16 protein-coding genes are annotated in these 21,178 nt (G+C 42.9%); 8 read left to right on the top strand and 8 right to left on the bottom strand.

Annotation, left to right across the window (positions count from 1 at the left end; all coding sequences use genetic code 11):
• Positions 1–3: 3 nt before the first annotated feature.
• Positions 4–1,803 (bottom strand): GGDEF domain-containing protein, encoded by a 1,800-nt coding sequence (locus tag GDK41_RS02840; RefSeq protein ID WP_232056515.1) that lies wholly within the window; start codon positions 1,801–1,803, stop codon positions 4–6.
• A 363-nt stretch (positions 1,804–2,166) separates the two neighbouring features.
• Here GDK41_RS02840 and GDK41_RS02835 point away from each other — a divergent pair, with 363 nt between their 5' ends.
• The 7 genes from GDK41_RS02835 (at position 2,167) to GDK41_RS02805 (ending at position 11,032) form a co-directional block, all read left to right on the top strand.
• Positions 2,167–2,499, top strand: coding sequence for a hypothetical protein (locus GDK41_RS02835; protein WP_152084993.1), 333 nt, complete (start codon positions 2,167–2,169; stop codon positions 2,497–2,499).
• A gap of 98 nt (positions 2,500–2,597) precedes the next feature.
• Positions 2,598–3,983, top strand: coding sequence for a TolC family protein (locus GDK41_RS02830; protein ID WP_152084992.1), 1,386 nt, complete (start codon positions 2,598–2,600; stop codon positions 3,981–3,983).
• Positions 3,983–5,728, top strand: coding sequence for an efflux RND transporter periplasmic adaptor subunit (locus tag GDK41_RS02825; RefSeq protein WP_152084991.1), 1,746 nt, complete (start codon positions 3,983–3,985; stop codon positions 5,726–5,728). The genes GDK41_RS02830 and GDK41_RS02825 overlap by 1 nt, the downstream gene beginning before the upstream one ends.
• Before the next feature lie 11 nt (positions 5,729–5,739).
• Positions 5,740–8,898: an efflux RND transporter permease subunit gene (locus GDK41_RS02820; RefSeq protein WP_152084990.1), complete on the top strand. Its 3,159-nt coding sequence runs from the start codon at positions 5,740–5,742 to the stop codon at positions 8,896–8,898.
• Positions 8,882–9,589 carry a PepSY domain-containing protein gene (locus GDK41_RS02815; RefSeq protein ID WP_152084989.1) on the top strand — a complete coding sequence of 236 codons (708 nt, stop codon included), beginning with the start codon at positions 8,882–8,884 and terminating at the stop codon, positions 9,587–9,589. The genes GDK41_RS02820 and GDK41_RS02815 overlap by 17 nt, the downstream gene beginning before the upstream one ends.
• A 3-nt stretch (positions 9,590–9,592) precedes the next feature.
• Entirely contained in the window at positions 9,593–10,627 is a 1,035-nt protein-coding gene (locus tag GDK41_RS02810) for a 2Fe-2S iron-sulfur cluster-binding protein (protein ID WP_152084988.1), read from the top strand.
• 186 nt (positions 10,628–10,813) lie between these two features.
• Positions 10,814–11,032, top strand: coding sequence for a DUF6500 family protein (locus GDK41_RS02805; protein ID WP_152084987.1), 219 nt, complete (start codon positions 10,814–10,816; stop codon positions 11,030–11,032).
• Between the two features lie 146 nt (positions 11,033–11,178).
• Here the strand turns inward: GDK41_RS02805 and GDK41_RS02800 are convergent, their stop codons facing one another.
• A complete protein-coding gene (locus GDK41_RS02800) occupies positions 11,179–12,702 on the bottom strand; it encodes an MBL fold metallo-hydrolase (protein ID WP_152084986.1) in 1,524 nt (507 codons plus the stop codon).
• 220 nt (positions 12,703–12,922) lie between these two features.
• Here GDK41_RS02800 and GDK41_RS02795 point away from each other — a divergent pair, with 220 nt between their 5' ends.
• Entirely contained in the window at positions 12,923–15,019 is a 2,097-nt protein-coding gene (locus GDK41_RS02795; protein ID WP_152084985.1) for a winged helix-turn-helix domain-containing protein, read from the top strand.
• A 237-nt stretch (positions 15,020–15,256) separates the two neighbouring features.
• Here GDK41_RS02795 and GDK41_RS02790 read toward each other — a convergent pair whose 3' ends face one another.
• From GDK41_RS02790 to GDK41_RS02765, 6 genes are all read right to left on the bottom strand, one after another.
• Positions 15,257–16,114, bottom strand: coding sequence for an alpha/beta hydrolase (locus tag GDK41_RS02790; protein ID WP_152084984.1), 858 nt, complete (start codon positions 16,112–16,114; stop codon positions 15,257–15,259).
• Between the two features lie 161 nt (positions 16,115–16,275).
• Positions 16,276–16,875 carry an alpha-ketoglutarate-dependent dioxygenase AlkB gene (locus tag GDK41_RS02785; RefSeq protein WP_152084983.1) on the bottom strand — a complete coding sequence of 200 codons (600 nt, stop codon included), beginning with the start codon at positions 16,873–16,875 and terminating at the stop codon, positions 16,276–16,278.
• A gap of 193 nt (positions 16,876–17,068) precedes the next feature.
• Complete coding sequence (locus GDK41_RS02780; protein WP_152084982.1) at positions 17,069–17,623, bottom strand: hypothetical protein; 555 nt, start codon at positions 17,621–17,623, stop codon at positions 17,069–17,071.
• A 404-nt stretch (positions 17,624–18,027) separates the two neighbouring features.
• The gene (locus GDK41_RS02775; protein WP_152084981.1) at positions 18,028–19,053 is read right to left on the bottom strand and encodes an HNH endonuclease; all 1,026 of its coding nucleotides are present in this window, start codon (positions 19,051–19,053) and stop codon (positions 18,028–18,030) included.
• Positions 19,054–19,179: 126 nt separating this feature from the next.
• The gene (locus tag GDK41_RS02770) at positions 19,180–20,160 is read right to left on the bottom strand and encodes a transposase (protein ID WP_152084980.1); all 981 of its coding nucleotides are present in this window, start codon (positions 20,158–20,160) and stop codon (positions 19,180–19,182) included.
• 274 nt (positions 20,161–20,434) lie between these two features.
• A complete protein-coding gene (locus GDK41_RS02765; RefSeq protein ID WP_152084979.1) occupies positions 20,435–21,034 on the bottom strand; it encodes an alpha-ketoglutarate-dependent dioxygenase AlkB in 600 nt (199 codons plus the stop codon).
• Positions 21,035–21,178 lie beyond the last annotated feature (144 nt).

The following is a 21,178-nucleotide window of genomic DNA, read 5'->3' as shown; positions in this document are numbered from 1 at the left end:
ACTTTATGCGGAGCACTCGGTTTCTATATGTTGATGCTGCACGCTGGATACACTTGGTCTACGTCGATTACAAACGAACAAATAGCTATTTCGATAGCGCTTCGCTTCTTTTTTAGCATCAGTTGCCAAAGCCGCTACTTGATGACTATTTTTGCAATTGTCTAAATCTGGTCTAACGAGTCCGATAGAAAGCGTCAACAGAGGTACAAACTGCTTTTGACCTTCTCTATTTGTTGCCCAGTAACCACCAGATTTGACATGTTCGGGAGTGAAAAATGCTTTTGACTGCTGCTCAAAGTTACTAATGATCTGATGGCATAGTTGCTGTGCATCATCACCATCAAATACCACCATAAAGTCATCTCCACCAATGTGGCCAACAAAGCACGGGCTGCCCTCACAAGCTTGAACAGTAACATCAGCAAGAAGTTTAATCACACTATCGCCACTGGCGTAACCATATAAATCATTAAATTGCTTAAAGTGATTTAAGTCGATATATGCCAATGAAAACCCAGATTGTTTTCGTAACCGCGTTTCAATTGCTTCATTGATCGCAACGTTACCCGGTAACATAGTCAAAGGGTTGGCATGCTGTGCGTGACGAATTTTTTCTTCAGTGATGTGCTTTAGTATGTCTCGTAACGGCGCTAGCCCTAAATATTTACCATCTCGCGTAATAATAATGTGGCGACGGATATCAAACTCTTGTTCGGTGATCTGTTGGCTTACTTGGTCGAGCTGCGCATTTTCATCAACAATCAGTGGTTGTTTATCCATCAACTCCATCACTGATTTTTTAGCATAAAGTGCATGGCCATAAGGTGCAGCAAACACTTCTGTTAGTTGATCTCTGTGCAGCAAACCTATTGGTTCTCGGTTATCGTTCACCACAGCTAAGCTCATGAGCTGCTTATCTGCTTCAAAGTTTTTGTGGGCATCTTTACACTGCGTACATTGGTGAATAGCGCTTTGTGCCAGTGCTAACCAACCAATCGACATTGAGTGCTCAATTGAAGAGGTTGGTGGCTTTAGGTTTAGTGCCAGCCACTGACTCGCTTCAAGTGCTCGTTCTGGTTCCTTTTGAGGATAAGCTAACAAGTAACCTTGTGCATTTACGATGCCTAGCTTCTCTAATAATGCTAGCTCTTCGACACGCTCGATCCCTTCAGCAATGACCGCAGTACTGGTCGCTTTTGCCAACTCTATGATTGACTTTAAAAACTCTCGTTTAACAATGCTCTGATCGCAAAAATCTATGAAGTAACGATCTACTTTTACATACTCAGGACATAACTCTGACCATTGCTTTAAACCAGAGTAACCAGCCCCGAGATCATCAATCGCAATGTTAAAACCAAGTTGACGATAATGCTCGATAGCTTTTAGTAACAAAAACCCATCATCAACCCTGTCTTGCTCGGTCACTTCAATCACCACACGATTTGCTGCCAAACCATACTTTTCAATTAGGTGACGTGTTTCTCCCTTTGGATGGCAAGGGTCTAGTAAGGTATTAGGGCTTACATTTAAAAATAATTTACCGGGTAATTGTTGCTCAACAAACCGTTCTATCGCCTTTTCGCGACACAACAATTCCAGTTCCGACAATTTATTGTGCTCACTTGCCGCTTTAAATAACCGCTCTGGCATTTCTAAACAATCAGCACCTCGACTCAAAGCCTCAAACCCGAGTACCTCTTGCTTGCTAATATCATAGATGGGTTGAAATAAAGTAGTTACAGTGCCGTGCTCAATTATGTTTTTTAAAATACTCTTTTCTAGCTCAGCTGTTTTATTCACACCCATAACCAACAAACAATTGACTAAATAATAGCCCAGCAAATTAACAAGATTTCATGACATTTTTGTGTCAGTTTTAGGAATAAATCGCCCAGTTATTGGTTCACTTATTTCAACAAAAACTTTCCTGCGCCGTAACCCTATAATTTACTTAAATTAAGCAACGACTAAGCTTTTCAAAATTTATAAGCTGAATTTTATTCACCAATTATTATCGCTTTTTATTTACAGTTGAATAAATATCATCAAAATAATTAACAAATTCATAATTCTCTTTTTTAGGCTTTACTTTCTTGCCTGTGGTAATTTACTTACTTAGAAAATTGTCGTAGCATCTGTGCCAATAATTTCATCGAGTTTGCTATGTTTAAGCCAATTTCACTTATATTAGTTGCATTCGCTGTATTGATTGCCCTGACAGGGCAAGCTATGGCGGTGGCTACTATGCCTTGTGAAACGTCACTGACTAATCATCAAAGTATGATGGAGATGGAACATGGCCAAACTAAAAGCACGATGGACTGCTGCGATACACAATGTACCTGCCCTGCAAGTGCTTGTTTATCTGTTGTTTATCTCGACAATGAGCATTTGCCAGCGTTTGAATATCAAATAGCAGAGCCTAGACTTCACCTTTTACCGCAATCTCCTCACGCGGTTACCGCTTCCCTTTATCGTCCACCGATTATTGCCTAACACAGGATAGGTGCGTCCAAATTTAAGCGTATCTACCAATTCCACTTAAAAAAACACTAGAATCAGATAATTAAATCCAATTTAAGTTGGTAAAAACCATGACAAAAGTATTTATACAAGCGGCATTAGCAAGTTTATTGATACCTTTTTGTGCCAGTATCAATGCTGAACAAGCCGCTCAACAAACCATATCACTCAATGATGCCATTTCGCTGGCGCAGCAAAACGATCCTTGGTTACATAGCAGTCGTTTGAAGCAAAGTGCTGTTGAGCATAAGAGTGTTGCGGCAGGAACCCTGGCCGACCCAAAAGTGTCTATCGGTATGATGAACCTACCTACCGATGGCTGGGATTTTGCGCAAGAAGGCATGACCCAGTTTAAAGTGGGCGTATCGCAAATGTTCCCAAGAGGCGATAGCTTGGCGATTAAATCTGCACAGCTAAAAACCTCCGCAAAGCAGTTCCCATTACAGCGAGAAGACCGCCATGCGCAACTCACACGGCTCATTTCAGAGCTGTGGTTAGAAGCCTATCTAGCTCAGCGCACTATTGCCTTGATCAATCAAGACCGAGTCTTGTTTGAACAGATGGCCCAAATCGCCAAAGCCAATTATTCCAACGCTATTGGTAAAACAAGGCAGCAAGATGTCATTCGAGCGCAGTTAGAAATCATTCAGCTCGAGGACCGTTTAACCGTTGAGCAGCAAAAGCGAGAAACGGCTTTAGAGCGTTTAAATGAGTGGTTACAGCTATTTAGCATAGATAATCTTGATAATTTGCAAAGTTTAAAAGCTGCCACACCCCCTATTATTTTGCCCAATGAGCTACCCAAAATCGCTTTAACGTATGCACAACAGCTCAAACCCGATGCATATCAACGCAGCGACGCTGTAACACTACTGCTTAACCACCCAGCACTGCGTGCAATTGATGTAAAGCACCAAGTTTCTAAAAAAACAATCGAGCTCAGTGAGCAACAATACCAACCGCAATGGGGGGTTAATGCCAGCTATGGCTATCGCGACGATATGCCCTCAGGCAGCAGTAGAGCTGATTTATTCTCAGTAGGCGTGTCTTTTGACCTACCTTTATTTACTGAGAATAAACAAGATAAGCAAGTTGCGGCAGCCGTTGCAGAGTCTGAAGCGATCAAAACAGAAAAATACCTCATGCTGAAACAAATGCTCAGTGCTCTCGAAAAAGAACTTGCACAGCTAACGCGTTTATCTGAACGACAAGCGCTTTATAAACAACAACTCATAGAACAAACCCATCATCAGGCTGAGGCCGCATTGACAGCCTATACCAATGACGATGGTGATTTTTCAGATGTGGTTCGCGCTAGGATCACAGAGCTTAATGCCAATATTGCTGCATTAAAAATTGATGTCGATGCACTTAAATCAGTGGCTAAAATCAACTATTTACTAACGCAATCAAATCACACCATGACTGAGCCAACACAGCAGCTAGGAGACCAATAATGTCAGCGAATAAAACAACTCTTATTGCATTATTAGTAGGGCTTGCACTGGGTGTCGGAGTTACCGCGAGTTTGCAAAGCCCTGGTTCAGGCAATGCCTCAAATGCAGACACAACAGATAGTTCAGGGGAAAAAAAGCCACTGTATTGGGTTGCGCCAATGGACTCGAACTATCGTCGCGATAAACCAGGCAAATCTCCCATGGGCATGGACTTAGTACCCGTTTATGAAGAAGATAGTGGCGACGACCACGGCCCTGGCAGCGTTAAAATTGCCCCACATGTGGTCAATAATCTTGGGGTTAGAACCGCGCCCGTTGAGTTTAAAAGCATGCACACACAAATCTCTACTGTGGGTTATGTGCAATACGATGAAGATCAGCTGGTGCACATCCACCCACGCGTCGATGGCTGGGTCGAAAAACTGTATATAAAGGCGGTAGGTAACCCCGTTGAAAAAGGTCAGCCACTCTATACCTTATACTCTCCGCAATTAGTAAATGCTCAAGAAGAGCTACTGATCGCCCTAAAACGTAACAATGGGTCGCTTATTAATGCCGCTAAAGATAGGCTCAAAGCCCTGCAATTATCCGAACAATTCATCCGTGAATTAGAAAAAACCCAAAAGGTACATCAAACCATTACCTTCTACTCTCCTCAGTCTGGGGTGATTGATGGGCTGAAGATCCGCGAAGGCTTCTATGTAAAACCAGGCAATACCTTAATGAGTATCGCCAAATTGGATCAGGTATGGGTTGAGGCTGAAGTATTCGAGCGTGATACCGCATTAATCAAACAAGGTCTGCCTGTAACCATGACGCTAGACTATTTGCCCGGCAAAACATGGCAAGGCAGCGTAGATTATGTCTACCCAGTGTTAAACAGCAAAACGCGCACTTTAAGAGTACGCCTTAAATTTGATAACCCTAATTCCGAGCTAAAACCAAATATGTTTGCGCAAGTGGCCATTGACGCCAACATCGACGACCCGGTGATCCTAGTGCCTAAAGAGTCGGTGATCCGCACCGGTAAGCAAGACCGCGTGGTGTTAGCACTCGGTGATGGCCAATTTAAATCAATCGCAATAACCATTGGTCGCGTGGGCGAGCAGTACATAGAGGTGTTAGACGGGTTAAATCAAGATGATGAAGTCGTCACGTCAGCGCAATTCTTAATTGACTCAGAATCAAGTAAAAACTCCGACTTTAAACGCATGGAAGATAATGCACCTGCCAACGCTGTTTGGATGCAAGGTGAGGTGAACAGCGTGATGGCCACTCACAGCATGGTGAATATTACCCATGACCCTGTTAAAGAGTGGGATTGGCCTGCGATGACAATGGACTTTGATGTTGCAGAGCAAGTAGACATTAACACCTTAAAAGCGGGTCAAACTCTGCACTTTGAAGTAACTAAAACCGATGATGGTAACTATCAAGTAACCGGTATTCACATAATGTCAGAACCATCAAATGAGGTGTCTAGCGCAACCGTTGATGGCCAAATCAACGCTATCGACAAAGGCGCTAGAGTTTTGAATATTAGTCGCGGTGCCATTAAAAAGTGGGACCGCCCTGCTGCCACCATGGACTTTTTAGTCAGCGATGAAATTGATTTGAGCCAATTCAGCACAGGGGATGAAATTACCTTTACCTTTGAGATTAGAGATGACTTTGTAGTCACCGAGATAGCGCTCAAAGCCCTTGATAATAGCGATGCGTCTGATGCGCACACAAATCATGAATAAGGGGTGTCAGCATGATTGAAGCAGTCATTAGATGGTCTGTGGGCAACCGCTTTTTTGTTTTGCTCACAACATTAATTATCGCCTTTGCAGGGGTGTTTTCACTAAAAAATACCCCCGTTGACGCAATACCCGATTTATCTGACGTTCAGGTGATCATTAAAACCAGTTACCCAGGTCAAGCACCGCAAGTGGTACAAGATCAAGTCACGTTTCCATTGACCACCGCCATGTTATCTGTGCCGGGGGCACAGACAGTGCGTGGCTATTCGTTCTTTGGTGACTCCTACGTCTACATTATTTTTGATGATGATACTGACCTTTATTGGGCCAGAAGTCGCGTACTGGAGTATTTAAGCCAAGTGGCAGCAAGCTTGCCCGATAGCGCTAAGCCACAGCTTGGACCTGACGCAACAGGGGTGGGCTGGGTATACATCTATGCCTTAACCGACAAAACCGGTAAACATGATTTAAGTCAGCTAAGAAGCCTGCAAGACTGGTTTTTAAAATATGAATTGCAAACCGTACCGGGCGTGTCAGAAGTGGCGGCTGTAGGTGGTATGGTCAAGCAATACCAAGTGCAAGTTGACCCTGACAAGTTACGCGCCTACAACATTCCACTGGATCATATTCAAACCGCGCTTAAACGCGGTAACCAAGAAACCGGCGCCTCGGTTGTTGAAATGGCAGAAGCAGAATACATGGTCACGGCCACGGGTTATATTCAGTCGGTCAGTGACATTGAAAAAATTCCACTGGGGATCAATGAGCAAGGCACGCCTTTGCGAGTTGGCGATGTAGCGACCGTGAACTTGGGCCCGCAAATGCGCCGGGGCATTGCCGAGCTTAATGGCGAAGGTGAAGTGGTTGGGGGTGTAGTCGTTATGCGCTTTGGCGAAAATGCCCAAAAGACCATTGAAGGAGTCAAAGCTAAACTCGCGTCACTGCAAGGTTCATTGCCTGAGGGCGTAGAAGTAGTCACGGTTTACGACCGCTCAAAGCTGATTGAAAATGCCGTAGATAACCTTTGGAGTAAGCTACTCGAAGAGCTTGCCGTGGTGGCAATTGTCTGCGTGGTGTTTTTATTTCACTTACGCTCATCTATCGTGGCAGTCATTACCCTGCCTTTGGGCATTTTAGTGTCTTTTATCATCATGTATATGCAAGGGATCAACGCTAATATCATGTCGCTAGGTGGCATCGCCATTGCCATTGGCGCGATGACCGATGGTGCTATCGTAATGATTGAAAATATGCACAAGCATATGGAAAAAACCCCATTAACCGATGAAAACCGCTGGCAAATCGTTGCCAAGTCGGCATCGGAAGTTGGCCCTGCGTTATTCTTTAGCCTACTGATCATTACCGTCTCTTTCTTGCCCGTATTTATCTTAGAAGCGCAAGAGGGACGTATGTTTGCACCGCTTGCCTACACCAAAACCTATGCAATGGCAGCGGCAGCGGGCCTTGCTATCACGTTGGTGCCGGTGCTTATGGGCTATTTTATTCGCGGTAAAGTGATATCTGAGAGGAAAAACCCGTTGAATCGCATGCTAATCGCACTGTATATGCCAGTGTTAAAGCAGGTTATGAAGTTTCCAAAGCTCACTATCGTATTCGCTATCGCAATAACCGTCGTCGGTTTTTATCCCGTTAATAAGATTGGCAGTGAGTTTATTCCCCCTTTGGATGAAGGCGACTTAATGTATATGCCCACCACTTATCCGGGTATTTCTATAGGTAAAGCCCGCGAATTGCTACAGCAAACCGACAAGTTAATTCGCACCGTGCCTGAGGTAGAAAACGTATTTGGTAAGGTAGGCCGAGCTGAAACCGCCACCGATCCTGCCCCACTGACAATGATTGAAACCTTTATTCAATTAAAACCTAAATCTCAATGGCGAGCAGGGGTAACAACCGAAACGCTCAAAGCTGAGCTAAACGAGTTAGTCACCTTCCCTGGGCTCACTAACGCTTGGGTTATGCCAATAAAAACACGCATAGACATGTTAGCTACGGGTATTAAAACCCCTGTGGGTATTAAAGTGGCAGGCGCTGATCTTGATATTATTCAAGATATTGGCCAGCAGATTGAGCGTATTTTACCAGAGGTCGCTGGCACGGCATCGGTCTACTCTGAGAGAGTTGCCGGTGGGCGCTACATTAAGGTGGATATTTCGCGGCAAAAAGCCAGTCGATTTGGCTTAAACATCGCTGATGTACAACAAGTGGTTGCCACGGCCATAGGTGGTATGAACGTAACTCAAACCATCGAAGGACAAGAGCGTTATCCGGTTAACTTACGTTACCCTCAAGACTACCGCGACTCGCCTGAGCAGCTTGCCCGCTTACCTGTCGTTACCCCATCCGGCGAGCGCATTGCACTGGGTGATGTAGCACGTGTTTATATTGAGACTGGCCCACCGGGAATAAAAAGTGAAAACGCCCGTATTAACGGTTGGACTTTTATCGATATCGACGGCGTGGACGTTGGCAGCTATGTTGCCAATGCTCAGGCGCATTTAGCCAAGAATCTTGATTTACCAGCAGGTTATTCGATCACTTGGGCAGGTCAGTATGAATACATGGAACGTGCAAAAGCTAAACTCAGCTACGTACTGCCACTGACTTTAGCCATCATCATCATACTGCTTTATTTAAATTTCAGAGCGTTAAGTGAGGTAGCCATTATTATTGTAACCCTGCCAATGGCAATGATCGGTGGATTATGGCTAATGTATCTAGAAGGCTTTAATTTCTCGGTTGCGGTGGGTGTAGGCTTTATCGCACTGGCTGGGGTAGCTGTTGAAATTGGAGTGATCATGCTGGTTTATTTAAACCAAGCACTGCAAGAGCTCAAAGCTAATGCACAGCAAGCGGGCCAAACGATCAGTCAACACATGTACCGCGAGGCGTTGTTACACGGAGCAGGCATGCGTGTACGCCCTGTCATGATGACGGTTGCCACCATTATTATTGGTTTGCTACCTATTTTATATGGTTCAGGCACGGGGTCAGAAGTAATGAGCCGCATTGCCGCGCCTATGGTTGGCGGTATGAGTAGTGCCGTATTACTCACGCTGATTGTGCTGCCAGCTATCTATAGTATGGTAAAGCAAGCTGATATTGCGCAGTTCAACAAAGGTATCGAAAATAATGATAAGAACAATTAGAAAATACCATAAGTGGTTAATGGCCTTTATAGGCGTGCAGTTTTTAATTTGGTCAATTACCGGGCTATATATGGTGACGATGGACATCCACTATATTCATGGTGAATCGCTGCAGCGCCAAAACCAACACCCTATTGCCGTTAACCAAGTAAACTACTCACTCAGCGATTTGCACAGTGAGTATCCTGGTGCGCACCAGGTAACGTTAACGCAGTTAATGGCTGAGCCCGTTTATCATTTTATTGATAAAGACCACACGCAGCGCCTTATCGATGCAAAAACCGGTCAGCTACTGCCACTCATTGATAAGCTGCAAGCGTTAAAAATCGCTAAACATCAATATACAAGCGGTGACGCAATCGCATCTGTGCAGCTAATCGACAACCAAAGTCAGCTGCCAAGTGAGCTTGCATCAAGACATTTACCCGTCTGGCAAGTGGTGTTCGACAACGTTTGGGCCCCCACCTTTTACATTAGCCAAAATAGCGGAGATATCGTTACCAAACGTCACTTCCTCTGGCGGTTATTTGATTGGATGTGGCGCTTTCATATCATGGATTATGACGACGGTGAAAATGTTGCCAACTGGTTCTTGCTGCTCATTGCACTGCTGGGCACGCTAGCAGCTTTATTTGGGGCTACGCTCACCTACCAGCGTGTATTTAAGCCAAACAGTCAAGGAGCTAACTAAACAATGTTTAAGTTAAATAAATCCTTACATAAATGGCTGTCCTTATTTGTTGGCTTACAACTTATTATCTGGCTTGCTACTGGCTTGTATTTTAATTTAATGGACCATAAAAAGGGCTCAGGCAACGCCAACCTGCGCCCTGTTGCACATACAGCCGGAAACCTAAATGCACCGCTACTCCCATTAAAAAGCTTAGAGTTTGCACCTGCAAAGCAAGTCAAACTGCTGTGGGTTTTGGGCCATCCTTATTATCAAATTACTCATCAATCTGGAGTTCATAGCTATCAGGCCAAGCAGGTTACTTTACTGGATGCCTATACTGGGCAAAAGGCAGCTATAAACGAGACATTAGCTCGCACCATCGCGCTTAAATCTTTTAAAGGCGCCACTGATATCATCAGTGCAACTTTGCTTAAGCCACCCATTAATGAACTGCCAAAACAAGAAAACCCACTGTGGCAAGTTATGTTAAGCGATGCTGAGAACACCAATGTGTATATAGATAGCCACTCAGGTCATGTCATTGCGCATATCAATGACGATCGCAGACTGCGTGACTTGATGTTTATGCTGCACTTTATGGACTACTTTGGTACAGGCGGTTTTAATCATTGGCTCATTATTGTATTTGCTATCGCCACTTTGCTGCTCTCAATGACCGGCGTCACTTGGCTGGTTGAACGCTATAAAGCGGGCCAACTGAGTATTGCTTTTAAATCTAAAAAACAGCGCATAACCATAAAAGAGCTTGCACAAAAGCAAACCCATGAGCTTGAGTTAAAAACGAATATCAGTTTGTTTGATGGCTTAGCTGATGTTGGCCTTCAGTTGCCTTCAAACTGTGGGGGTGGCGGCACTTGTGGACTATGCAGAGTAAAGTGTAACCACAGCATTGGCGTGACTGATGCTGATAAAGCAAAACTATCCAGCTCTAAACTTGAGCAAGGTTACCGACTTGCTTGTCAGCACAACACACAAGCAATAACTGAAATTGAAGTGCGTTGCTTTGCATCAGATAAACCGCATAGTAAACCTTAACTGGTGCTTTTAACTACACAAGGCCCAAAATACGTTAACACTGACGTATTTTGGGCCTTTACATACATATCGCTGCTGAGATTACTTAACCTGTATGGCGCTCAAACCTAGAACTAATCCCCTATTTATTGACGATGAATGTTACACTGCATGCTATAAAATATTCCTCCAAAAATAGGACCCTCAATGAGAGACAGTCTAAAAGCAAGAATAATCGAAGTCTGTAACAGTAAAATAGCCTATAAAGGCGACAATGTAGGCCTATCTTTTTACGCTTTTTTTTCTAATAAAAACAAAGATCCAGAACTACTAATGGAAGCCGCCACATGGTGGATACACACCCATCAGCTCGACCATTTTGAAAAAGCACTAAAAATAAAAACCATGGTGGAGCAAGAGTTATAACTTCACACCCTAAAGGCTGCCCTATACCTAGTATTTCCAGCCACTTAAGTAGTCAGACAAAACAAGGTACTGCAATTAATATTATCACCTTTAAACTAGGCAAACCGTAAGCAGCTAACCCGTTGCTACTTACGGTCTCTTTAGACTCAAAATACTCGGTCTAGCAAAACCTCTTTTGCATGCAATGTTATCGCTTTCGCCTGCTCAAGTTCAGCTTTGTTTAATACACGATAATGATGTGAAGAAACAAACTGTTCAACATCAAGGCCAAGCTGATTTATTTTGTCGCTTAATAACTTTAGGCGATGAAAGGCATCGAGATCCGGCCAATTACTTGGCGAGTTAAACGCCTTTTTAAAACTACTGCCAAACATGTCTTCCGTGAACAATAATTTATGTTCAGGCAAGTAAATAACTAGGTTGTGATTCGCATGGCTGTTTGGCACATCAAATAGCTGTAACTTACCAGCTATACGTTGCCCCTGCTTGCTAACCTTAATGAGCTGCTTTTCTTCTAGCGTTGTATTTAAATGGGTTTGTACAGCCTTGATATCGTTAGGGTGAATAATCAGAGCTGCGCCTTGGGCCAGTACATCTTTTACGCCCATAAGGTGGTCAGTATGATGATGACTGATCACATGTTGCTTGATTGGTTTATCACTGCCCGTTGTTTGACGCAGCAAAGCAACATTGTTTGACCAATCTTGGTTTTGCTCTGCCATCTGCCAAGCACCCGCTGAAATAAAATAATCACCAACATCAACAAATAAAGTATACGACCAACCTTTACCCACATAATACACGCCCGGTGCTAGCTCCCTAATTGTGTGCTTTGACACATCTACAGGGCTCACTTTTGGACGTGGCCGATAATTCTCAGGTAGGCTAAACAATGCGTTATCTGTCCCGTTAAATTCAACTTTTCTGTTATCGGTGTAAAACAGTGGTCCTTTCTCAGTACCTGCAAAAACTTGCTTTGCCCAGACAAGTCCTTTGCTGTGCTGGTGATTTAAAAAGTCGTAACTGGCAAGTTGACCACCCTGCCTTTTTAGCACGCGTGCAAGGTAGCCAGTTTGGCGATTAATATACACCACATATTCTTGCTTTGTGCCCGCAAAGACCGTAAGCACGTCATGTGCCTGACCTTGAATATATGCAATGTCGCTCCACAGGCTCGCTGCTTTATCTTTATTTAGCTGTTTAACAATCAGCGTATCTACCAACAGGCTTTGCCCAAGGTCAACATTCTCAAAGGTGACTCGCTGTGACAAAATCGTTTGTAGTAAGGCATGATCAACGGTATAGCCTTTGCCATCACTATAGAGCCGATGTAAAATACTGGGGCTATTTGAGCCATGACCACCAACCAAATACGTGGTTGCGCGTTTAAACACCTTACGCTGATTACTAAAGTCGATGGCAAACTCTAATTGCTGCTCATTTAAGTAACTCACCATGTCACCCTGATGCGCATGACCACTTTGCCACTGCGAAAAATGCAATTGTTTATCGTGCACTTTAATGTTTTTTAGCGTGTTCAGCTTATTTGCACCATAGGCATTCACCGCATGCTTTATTACCTGCTGCGCTTTGCTGTTTGCAAAAACGCTCAAAGTCATTGAACTTGCCAACAAGACCACAGCCCAATACCACACTTTTTTATTCCACATAGCATAACCTTTGCTTATCTAAGACAACGCCAGTGAAACAAAACAACATCATCAACACTACAAAGCCTGACTTATAAAAAGCTGATTAATAGCTTATGGTTTATAAATCTTTGTTTTTTGAACTTATTTTATTTAAGTAATTTTTAACTCACTAAGCTCATGCCTAGACAGCAAATTCAATACCTCATACACTGTCAGCATATGTATTTGAGTAACCAGCATGACGCAGCCAACCATATTTTATGTTCAAGATTTTAAAATAGACTTATCACAATCGCTGATAATTCGAGGCGAGCAATGCAGTAAAGTAGAGCCTAAAGTACTCAAAGTATTGTATGTGCTGGCAAAACATCAAAATGAAGTGGTCACTCACCAAGTTTTAATGGAACAGGTTTGGCAAGGCGCAGAGGTGGTGCCCAATGCCTTGCAGCGCTGCATTGCCATCTTGCGAAAAGAGCTAAGTGATGACGCTAAAGCTCCTAAAATTATCGCCACTCACCCCAAGATTGGTTATCGATTATTAAGCAACGTTGTTTGGGATCCCCCCTCTAATGAGCGTAAAAAGCCACAATCAAACAAACACCTGCGAGCATTAAAGTTAACCCCGGCGACATTTTCTTTGGTCTTTGCTTGCGTATTGTTATTAGCTTTGCAGTTATTTTGGGTTGAAGACCCACACAGTCAATACGCGCAACTGAGTGAACTAACGCGCACCGACGCCCATGAATCTCATGCGATATACAGCCCAAATGCTCAGTATGTGGTATTCAACCGCTACGCAGGACAGTGTAAAAGTCATATTTGGGCAAAACAGTTGCAAAGTGGTCACGAAGCTCAACTGACATCAAAAGCCGGCCAGTTTGGGGCTGTAAGCTTTACACCCGACGGCAGAGAGCTAGTGTTTGCCGCTCATGAGCAATGTAATAAAACCCACAACAACACACAAAAACAGTCGCAATGCTGGGCGTTGGCAACTTTAGACTTTGCTCAGGCATTGAGTAAACCAGTTACGCCAAACAAACGTTACCAATGCAATGCACAGCAATTAATGACTCCAAAAGCACTTGCCAATCACCAATATGTATTTTTACAATTTGATGGCATCCGCAATGTGTTAATGCACTATAATGATTTAAATAAAACCACCAGCACACTGTATTCCTCTAAAAAGTATGCTGTTTATCATTTTGACTATCACCCCAAGCGCCAACAATTTGCATTATTTACACGAGCAGAGAACGCTCAGCCCCAACTTATTTTGTTAGATAAGCAAGCAAAAGTGCAACATCAAGTGACGTTAACTTCCTCACCATCACATCACGCTATTGAGCCGCTAAAAGGCAATTACAACGCACAAGGTGAGTACTTACTTGCTGTTCATAATAATCAACTTTTTAAGATTTCTCTTGATGGTAAAGTAAGTAAAATAGCAACCCCAAGCACACGACTGGTTTCGGCAGCCCAGCACCCCGATAAGCATACATTGATCGCCGTGCAAGGCAGTAAAGACATTGATATTGCAGTTATTGAATTAAACACACAAAGCAAACGACCGACAATAGACGACCTCAACACGATTGCAACGCCTTACCCAAGCCTGGCACGCAGCAAAGAACAAGAGCGTCAAGCTCGCTTTATAGATGAGCAACGTACTGTTTTTATTAGTAATCTTACTGGGCAGGATGAACTGTGGTTAACGCACACCAATAACGGTAAAACACAACTAACAAGCAACAAACAGGGCGGTGCAATACATAATTACGCATGGTCGAATGATAACCACCAGTTAGCTTGGGCGAGCAATGGTCAATTGAAAATAACCGATTTAACCGGTGATACTAACGTTGTAAGTACCCACAAACCGATTTATTCGGTACTCAATTGGGTAGATAACAACACGCTGTTAGTGCTCATCAACGATAAGGCTCCTAATGCTTTATACCAATTCGATATCCACCACAACGCGCTCACATCATTAAAACTTGAACATGTTCAAAATGCGTGGGTAAACCAAGATCAGCTCATTTTTAGTACCTCGCAAGGCGGCGTATTCCGTCGCTCAATTACGCCAAGTACCACCTCGCCAGTTCCTTTGCCAGCAATAAACGGCAATGCTTTAGTGATTAAAAACGATGCTATCTACAGCGTAGATAAGCAAACTTTTACACTTAATAAATACAGCACAAGCGGTGATCTGATACAGACCCTAGCAACCCTCAAACCCACAGCATGGAAAATAACCGATATAACGAGCAACAAACTACTGCTTGAGCAATTTATTGCTATAGATCAAGAGCTGGTTATATTGCAGCAGTGATTTGGAGCATAAAACAGCCCCTAACTAACCTCAGCTGCACATAAGAGAATTTGCCCAATAAAGCTATTTCACTCACTCTCTTCGTTATTTTCATTTGTAATAGCTCGCTATTACTTCACGAAAATGCCTTGATAGTGAGCGAAATATCGTCATTGGATATTGAAGGGGTTGCAATGTCTCTCTTCTGAGCTATCAAAACTCTTATCCGCACCTGAGGTTAACTAGGCTCAATTAACACTAGAGCTCTGAGGTCAAAGATGACAGCCACTTTATACTGGCAACCCCCATCATTGGAAATGAATCGCTATGCCCTGAAGAGTCAATTACCATATGTTCAATGGTTGATATACTCGGATACTGTTTGCCTTTTAAGGTAGTAACCAATTCGTCGACATGCTTACTTAGCCGCTCTTCACGCTCTCCATAAGATATAAACACATTGATCTTTAGATTTTTATCTTTGAGCAAAGCGCTTTGTTTTGAAAATAAATAAGGGCTATTGCGCCAGATAGCGGGACTACCAAGAATGTAGTTTTTAAACATATCGGGTTGTGTAAGCAGTGCATAAGCACCAAATAATCCGCCTAAAGAAAACCCAAAATAAGTACGCGCGTGAGGTTTTGTACGAAAGGTGTTATCAACATAACTGAACACATCATTTTTAATAAACGCGACATGCCTGTTTGCTTGCCCAAATTGATACTTTTCTTGCTTAGCCGCATCTTTGGATGGCTGAACTGAATAATCTCGATAACGGCTAAAATACCCCCCCTCCTTCGCTTTTACTTGCTCTGAAATATCAGTCTGCCAAGAGATCCCCACCAAGATCATTTCTTCTAACAAAAAGTAACTTGCCCCAGATAGTAACTCCATATGCCATAATGCATCGGTAAAATAGAGCACCGGATAGCGCTTTGCTGTTTCTGTGCTATAGCTTTTCGGAAGCTTGATATACAACGCATACTGCCTGTTATTTTTACTATCTTGTATCGGCACCATTTGAGTACCAGCCATGCTAACGGGTTGATATTCATTAGCATACAGAGCAAAAAATGGCAGTAGCGAGAAAAGTGCAATAAGTACATTTGATTTCATTTATTGTTCTACCTAATGTGGTTCAGTGTATGAACACATTACATAAAGCAAAAACTAAAAACTTGAGTTACTGATGATTTTTGGCTGACGTCTAACTAAAATAAAAAAAAAGCTTATTTATCAATGTATAAATAAAGTAAGGCAGTAAGAGGCAAATACAGTCACACTTCGTTTTGCCTGTATCCAAACTGCCGAAACGAAATATTAAATCGAGGCCCCATGTCGACAGCGCCGCGGGCAACAGCATGTTCATACATATCTTGAAAACCTTTGCCCATCACAAGCAATGAGCCATGTTCTAAAGTCACACTTTGTTGTTCACTCAGGTTATTTTGAGAACGAATTAAAAACTCTCGCTGCGCACCTAAGCTTATCGAGGCGATTACATCGGTAGAGCCAAAAGCGGGTAAGTCACTATGAAAGCCCAAACTTTCCTCGCCATTTGGATAATACAAACACACCGCAACAGCTAAATTAACCCCGGTACATTGCGCAATTTGATGCCTTAACTGCTCAAGCTCAGCACATGTATCCGCACGGCGACCATGGTGCAAAGGAAACTGATCCGAGCTGGCCAAATTCGGCGCTAAAAACATCATGCGCCACGGTAAAATGGAACTGCGGGTGCCATCAGGAAACTCCAACTCTTCAGGTTGAGACAAATCAAATTCGCTCATGAGCCAATTAAGCAATGACGTGCTCAATTCATCCGACATAAAGTTTGAATAGTAGTAAGCGTTACAAGCTAGGGGGAGTTTCACAGCGTGTTCCTTCTTAGCGAATACTCAGTGTTACTTTAGCTGATCTTTGGGGTGAGATCTTGCCTTTTGCTATTATTCAGATCAGATACACGCATGGATAAACAATGAGGTTATTGATTAGCGTTTGAAGGCGAAAGAAGTGACTCAAAGCAACTAAATGTATTGAGTCACAAAGGTGATGACGTTTACACGATTAATAATCTTTGTATTTCACTGTATACCCAATTAAACGCGTATAGCCGTATTTCGTATTTAAGTGCGCTTGTGCAACACCTGGTATTGAGCAAGTCAAATATGCTGATGCTTCACTATTGTCTGCATATGTTTGTCTATAAGATTGCAAGCGTTGTTCATACGCATCGTTAGCGAGCAACTCCAAACCAAAGCGCGCTTTGTCGCTATTGCTGGCAGATAAACTCGCTATTGTTACACCGGGATTGTACATACCCGTTACTGACAATGAGCATGAAAATATCGAAGAGTTTGCCTTATGCGTACTTGCATATACCACCACTTTATCGATTAAATTGTCCTGTTCTAAATTAACAGGACAAAACACTGTGACACTGCTATCCGTTGTGTTCTCAATACCTGATGCTGAATGGTGACGGTATTTTAATCGACTCTCTCCCTGTTTAGCATATTTGTCGACGCAATTTGTGCCCGTATATGAAACGGTTTTAGCGTATGACTGTGGTACAAAAAGCAACAAAGCTGTGAAGCTGGCTAGTCTCAATTTATTTTTCATTTTTCTTCCTTAACTGCTGATTAGTTACAGATTAAGGTACAAAAAATTGCAGATTGAAACAACAAAAAGCGCTATCGGTAAGTGGTATTTACCTGATATTTAAAATATTAAGCATAGCGTTACCAAGCACATAGCTCGACATCCCTTACTTATAAATACGAGGTGCCCAATCTTTATGCAATTCCGTGAGGCTTTTTCTTCCCACATTTGCGATCATTCTTTGTACTGGCTGCTCGCCCGGTGTATTTAAACGCCTTTGCTTAGCTGCTTGCTGTTTTTAGTTACTTTTTAGCTGTGCTTTATGTTTAGACATATTTAACACCTTGTAGTTGTGAATAGGACTCCGAGCCAGATACTCTGACTATGGGGAAATTACCTCGTCTCCTCTTTATTTCGTTGATTTATTACCATAAAAACACACCGCCATTGTGACCGTGCTTAGCGTGCACTTCCATATCCACTAACACCATATGATATTGCGTTGCTAGATGGTGCCAGGTCCACTTCCCATTGCGAAACTTTGAGGTATCGCTCGCAAACTTCCAGCCCTTTTTCTTTGCGTATAAATAATCAGCAAGCCTAAAATGCTGTGGTCTATCATCAGTATCAATTGTCACAGCATTGGATTTTACATCTGGGTGATCGTTCAAGTTAATTAATGAGTCGGCTTTACTCCCCGATGAATGGGGATCAGTCCAAGTAATATTGGCATGCTTTAAAGGTGTTTTTTTTCTTTTCCCAGGCGGAACATGTGCAGTATGGGCTGCTTTGGTAGGCAAAGTTTCAAAGTCAATCTCACCACTTCCACCTAAAATATAAAAGGAATCTTCAAAATCCCCAGAGTTAGAAGTCGTAAAGTCCTTTGGACCAGACATGCTGTTAGGTGTTCTTTTCGCTTGAATAGGGTCAGTACCTTCTGCGAGTAGATATTCAGCATATAATCCTCCACCATGAGCTGTGTCATTTAACACAAGTTCGGCTACCTGAGTTTCATAAGACTCATCTACTTCATCAGACGGCTCTTCACCGCCGTAGAATTTTTCTATTTCAATCCCATAGCCGTTTTTGAAGTACGCATACACATGTTCATCTGCCGCTATACTATGTTTTTCGAGCCATCGATGAATAATTTCACTGGCGATGTCATTTGAATAATTTGCCTGCTTTAACGCTTCGCCCAACTCTTCTTTCGTATCAGCCTCTTGACTTATGTTATGCATAGCACGGGTAAGCACCGCTCTTTGGAGCACTGTCGTTATTGAAGGAGATGAAAGTCGCTTCGATAAGTATGATGAGCAAAACGGTTGACTCACGTGCGAAAAGTCTCTGCCTCTTTTTTGTATCGCAGATGGCATTAATTTAGTGCTAAGTTGAGCGGCTTGGTGACTTCGTTCGAGCTGTGATTTGGTTTGATGTGCATAATCGTACATCGCGTTTTCTCCTATTCAAAGAGTCTCTGTTAGCTGGAGATGGACCATGGTCAATCGGAATAAAATAAAGGGGTCAAATAAAATAAAGGGGTCAAGCCGCTTGCTTCATAAAATAAAATAAAGGGGTCAAGCCGCTTGCTTCATAATAAAAGTTAATATCTCACCCAATAATTGCGCAAATACCTTATCCGATTTTTGTCTTTGCCTGATTTGATGGGTGATAAAACTTACCGAGCCGCCATGCCCTAATTGGAAGTGCTTAGCAATATCTCGAAGGTTTGCAGCAAGCAACTCTTGGCAAAAATACATCGCGACTTTTCGCCCTTCGAACCCTTTAGTTGGCCCTTTGTTCACCTCTGTGAGTTGCGAAATTGGGCAATCATAAAACGCCGCCACAGCTGCAATAATTGCGGTAATATCGAGCTCTGGTTGCAGTTGTTGGATAACCGCAGCACGTGTTACTTCGGTGCAATACTGGGTTTGCACCCACTCTTTAAAGCTCGAGCAACCAAGCACCGATGCGGTATTTCCTTTCGAGTAAAACGTCATCAACTGTTCGTCATTACCGCCCTGTACAAAACGTTGGTACTGCTTAAACTTATACCGATGGCCAAGTACAGCATAAGTATACTCACGCTCCAACCAAGGCTCGGCTTTCGCCTGCCCAATGTATGCTGGATAACTCGACCAAGGGTACTGCGCCAAATCTTCAACCAACGGAGATTGTGTTTCTATGGGATTACGGTGAATATAGCGACTTAGTTGCAGCAAATAGGCGCCTTTTTCTACCAAAATGGCTTTGTAACGCCCCCGAAAAAGTGGCCCGTCAGTTTGCTTTAATCGGTTATAACGCTGGGTGTAGACCCCATTGACGTGACGCATAATGCGGCCCAGATTTGCGTTAGGCGTCTCAATCAGCAAATGGTAATGGTTCGACATCAAACAATATGCATGAATAATGCACCCAAACCGACTTTGCGCTTCACCTAAAGTTACTAAAAATGCTTGAAAATAACGCTCATCATGGAAAATGGTTTGCCTTTCTCGTCCTCTATTCATCACATGATAGAACGCATGTGGGTACTCAATCCTTTGTGGCCTTGGCATCTTAAATCACCTAATTAAACACGCTGACTAAGCGTAGTTAAAATTAGTTATGAAACAAGAGACTTGACCCCTTTTCTTGTAGCGAGAAAAGTGCAATAAGTACATTTGACTTCATTTATTGTTCTACCTAATGTGGTTCAGTGTATGAACACATTACATAAAGCAAAAACTAAAAACTTGAGTTACTGATGATTTTTGGCTGACGTCTAACTAAAATAAAAAAAACTTATTTATCAATGTATAAATAAAGTAAGGCAGTAAGAGGCAAATACAATCACACTTCGTTTTGCCTGTATCCAAACTGCCGAAACGAAATATTAAATCGAGGCCCCATGTCGACAGCGCCGCGGGCAACAGCATGTTCATACATATCTTGAAAACCTTTGCCCATCACAAGCAATGAGCCATGTTCTAAAGTCACACTTTGTTGTTCACTCGGGTTATTTTGAGAACGAATTAAAAACTCTCGCTGCGCACCTAAGCTTATCGAGGCGATTACATCGGTAGAGCCAAAAGCGGGTAAGTCACTATGAAAGCCCAAACTTTCCTCGCCATTTGGATAATACAAACATACCGCAACAGCTAAATTAACCCCGGTACATTGCGCAATTTGATGCCTTAACTGCTCAAGCTCAGCACATGTATCCGCGCGGCGACCATGGTGCAAAGGAAACTGATCCGAGCTGGCCAAATTCGGCGCTAAAAACATCATACGCCACGGTAAAATAGAACTGCGGGTGCCATCAGGAAACTCCAACTCTTCAGGTTGAGACAAATCAAATTCGCTCATGAGCCAATTAAGCAATGACGTGCTCAATTCATCCGACATAAAGTTTGAATAGTAGTAAGCGTTACAAGCTAGGGGGAGTTTCACAGCGTGTTCCTTCTTAGCGAATACTCAGTGTTACTTTAGCTGATCTTCGGGGTCAGGTCTTGCTTTTTACTACACTTCCCCTTGGCTATTTGAACACTGCCACGCTGAGTTTAAGATAAACTGAGGAACCTCAATATCAAACGT

This window comes from Pseudoalteromonas sp. A25 (assembly GCF_009176705.1).
In the GTDB taxonomy this organism is placed as follows: domain Bacteria; phylum Pseudomonadota; class Gammaproteobacteria; order Enterobacterales; family Alteromonadaceae; genus Pseudoalteromonas.
The sequence above is the reverse complement of the archived record's forward strand: the minus strand, read 5'-3'. Positions and strand labels throughout refer to the sequence as shown.

Excerpts from the sequence above, each read along its gene's own strand:
- GDK41_RS02835 (WP_152084993.1), top strand. The coding sequence starts at position 2,167 with ATGTTTAAGCCAATTTCACTTATATTAGTTGCATTCGCTGTATTGATT.
- GDK41_RS02830 (WP_152084992.1), top strand. The coding sequence starts at position 2,598 with ATGACAAAAGTATTTATACAAGCGGCATTAGCAAGTTTATTGATACCT.
- GDK41_RS02825 (WP_152084991.1), top strand. The coding sequence starts at position 3,983 with ATGTCAGCGAATAAAACAACTCTTATTGCATTATTAGTAGGGCTTGCA.
- GDK41_RS02820 (WP_152084990.1), top strand. The coding sequence starts at position 5,740 with ATGATTGAAGCAGTCATTAGATGGTCTGTGGGCAACCGCTTTTTTGTT.
- GDK41_RS02815 (WP_152084989.1), top strand. The coding sequence starts at position 8,882 with ATGATAAGAACAATTAGAAAATACCATAAGTGGTTAATGGCCTTTATA.
- GDK41_RS02810 (WP_152084988.1), top strand. The coding sequence starts at position 9,593 with ATGTTTAAGTTAAATAAATCCTTACATAAATGGCTGTCCTTATTTGTT.
- GDK41_RS02805 (WP_152084987.1), top strand. The coding sequence starts at position 10,814 with ATGAGAGACAGTCTAAAAGCAAGAATAATCGAAGTCTGTAACAGTAAA.
- GDK41_RS02800 (WP_152084986.1), bottom strand. The coding sequence starts at position 12,702 with ATGTGGAATAAAAAAGTGTGGTATTGGGCTGTGGTCTTGTTGGCAAGT.
- GDK41_RS02795 (WP_152084985.1), top strand. The coding sequence starts at position 12,923 with ATGACGCAGCCAACCATATTTTATGTTCAAGATTTTAAAATAGACTTA.
- GDK41_RS02790 (WP_152084984.1), bottom strand. The coding sequence starts at position 16,114 with ATGAAATCAAATGTACTTATTGCACTTTTCTCGCTACTGCCATTTTTT.
- GDK41_RS02780 (WP_152084982.1), bottom strand. The coding sequence starts at position 17,623 with ATGAAAAATAAATTGAGACTAGCCAGCTTCACAGCTTTGTTGCTTTTT.
- GDK41_RS02775 (WP_152084981.1), bottom strand. The coding sequence starts at position 19,053 with ATGTACGATTATGCACATCAAACCAAATCACAGCTCGAACGAAGTCAC.
- GDK41_RS02770 (WP_152084980.1), bottom strand. The coding sequence starts at position 20,160 with ATGCCAAGGCCACAAAGGATTGAGTACCCACATGCGTTCTATCATGTG.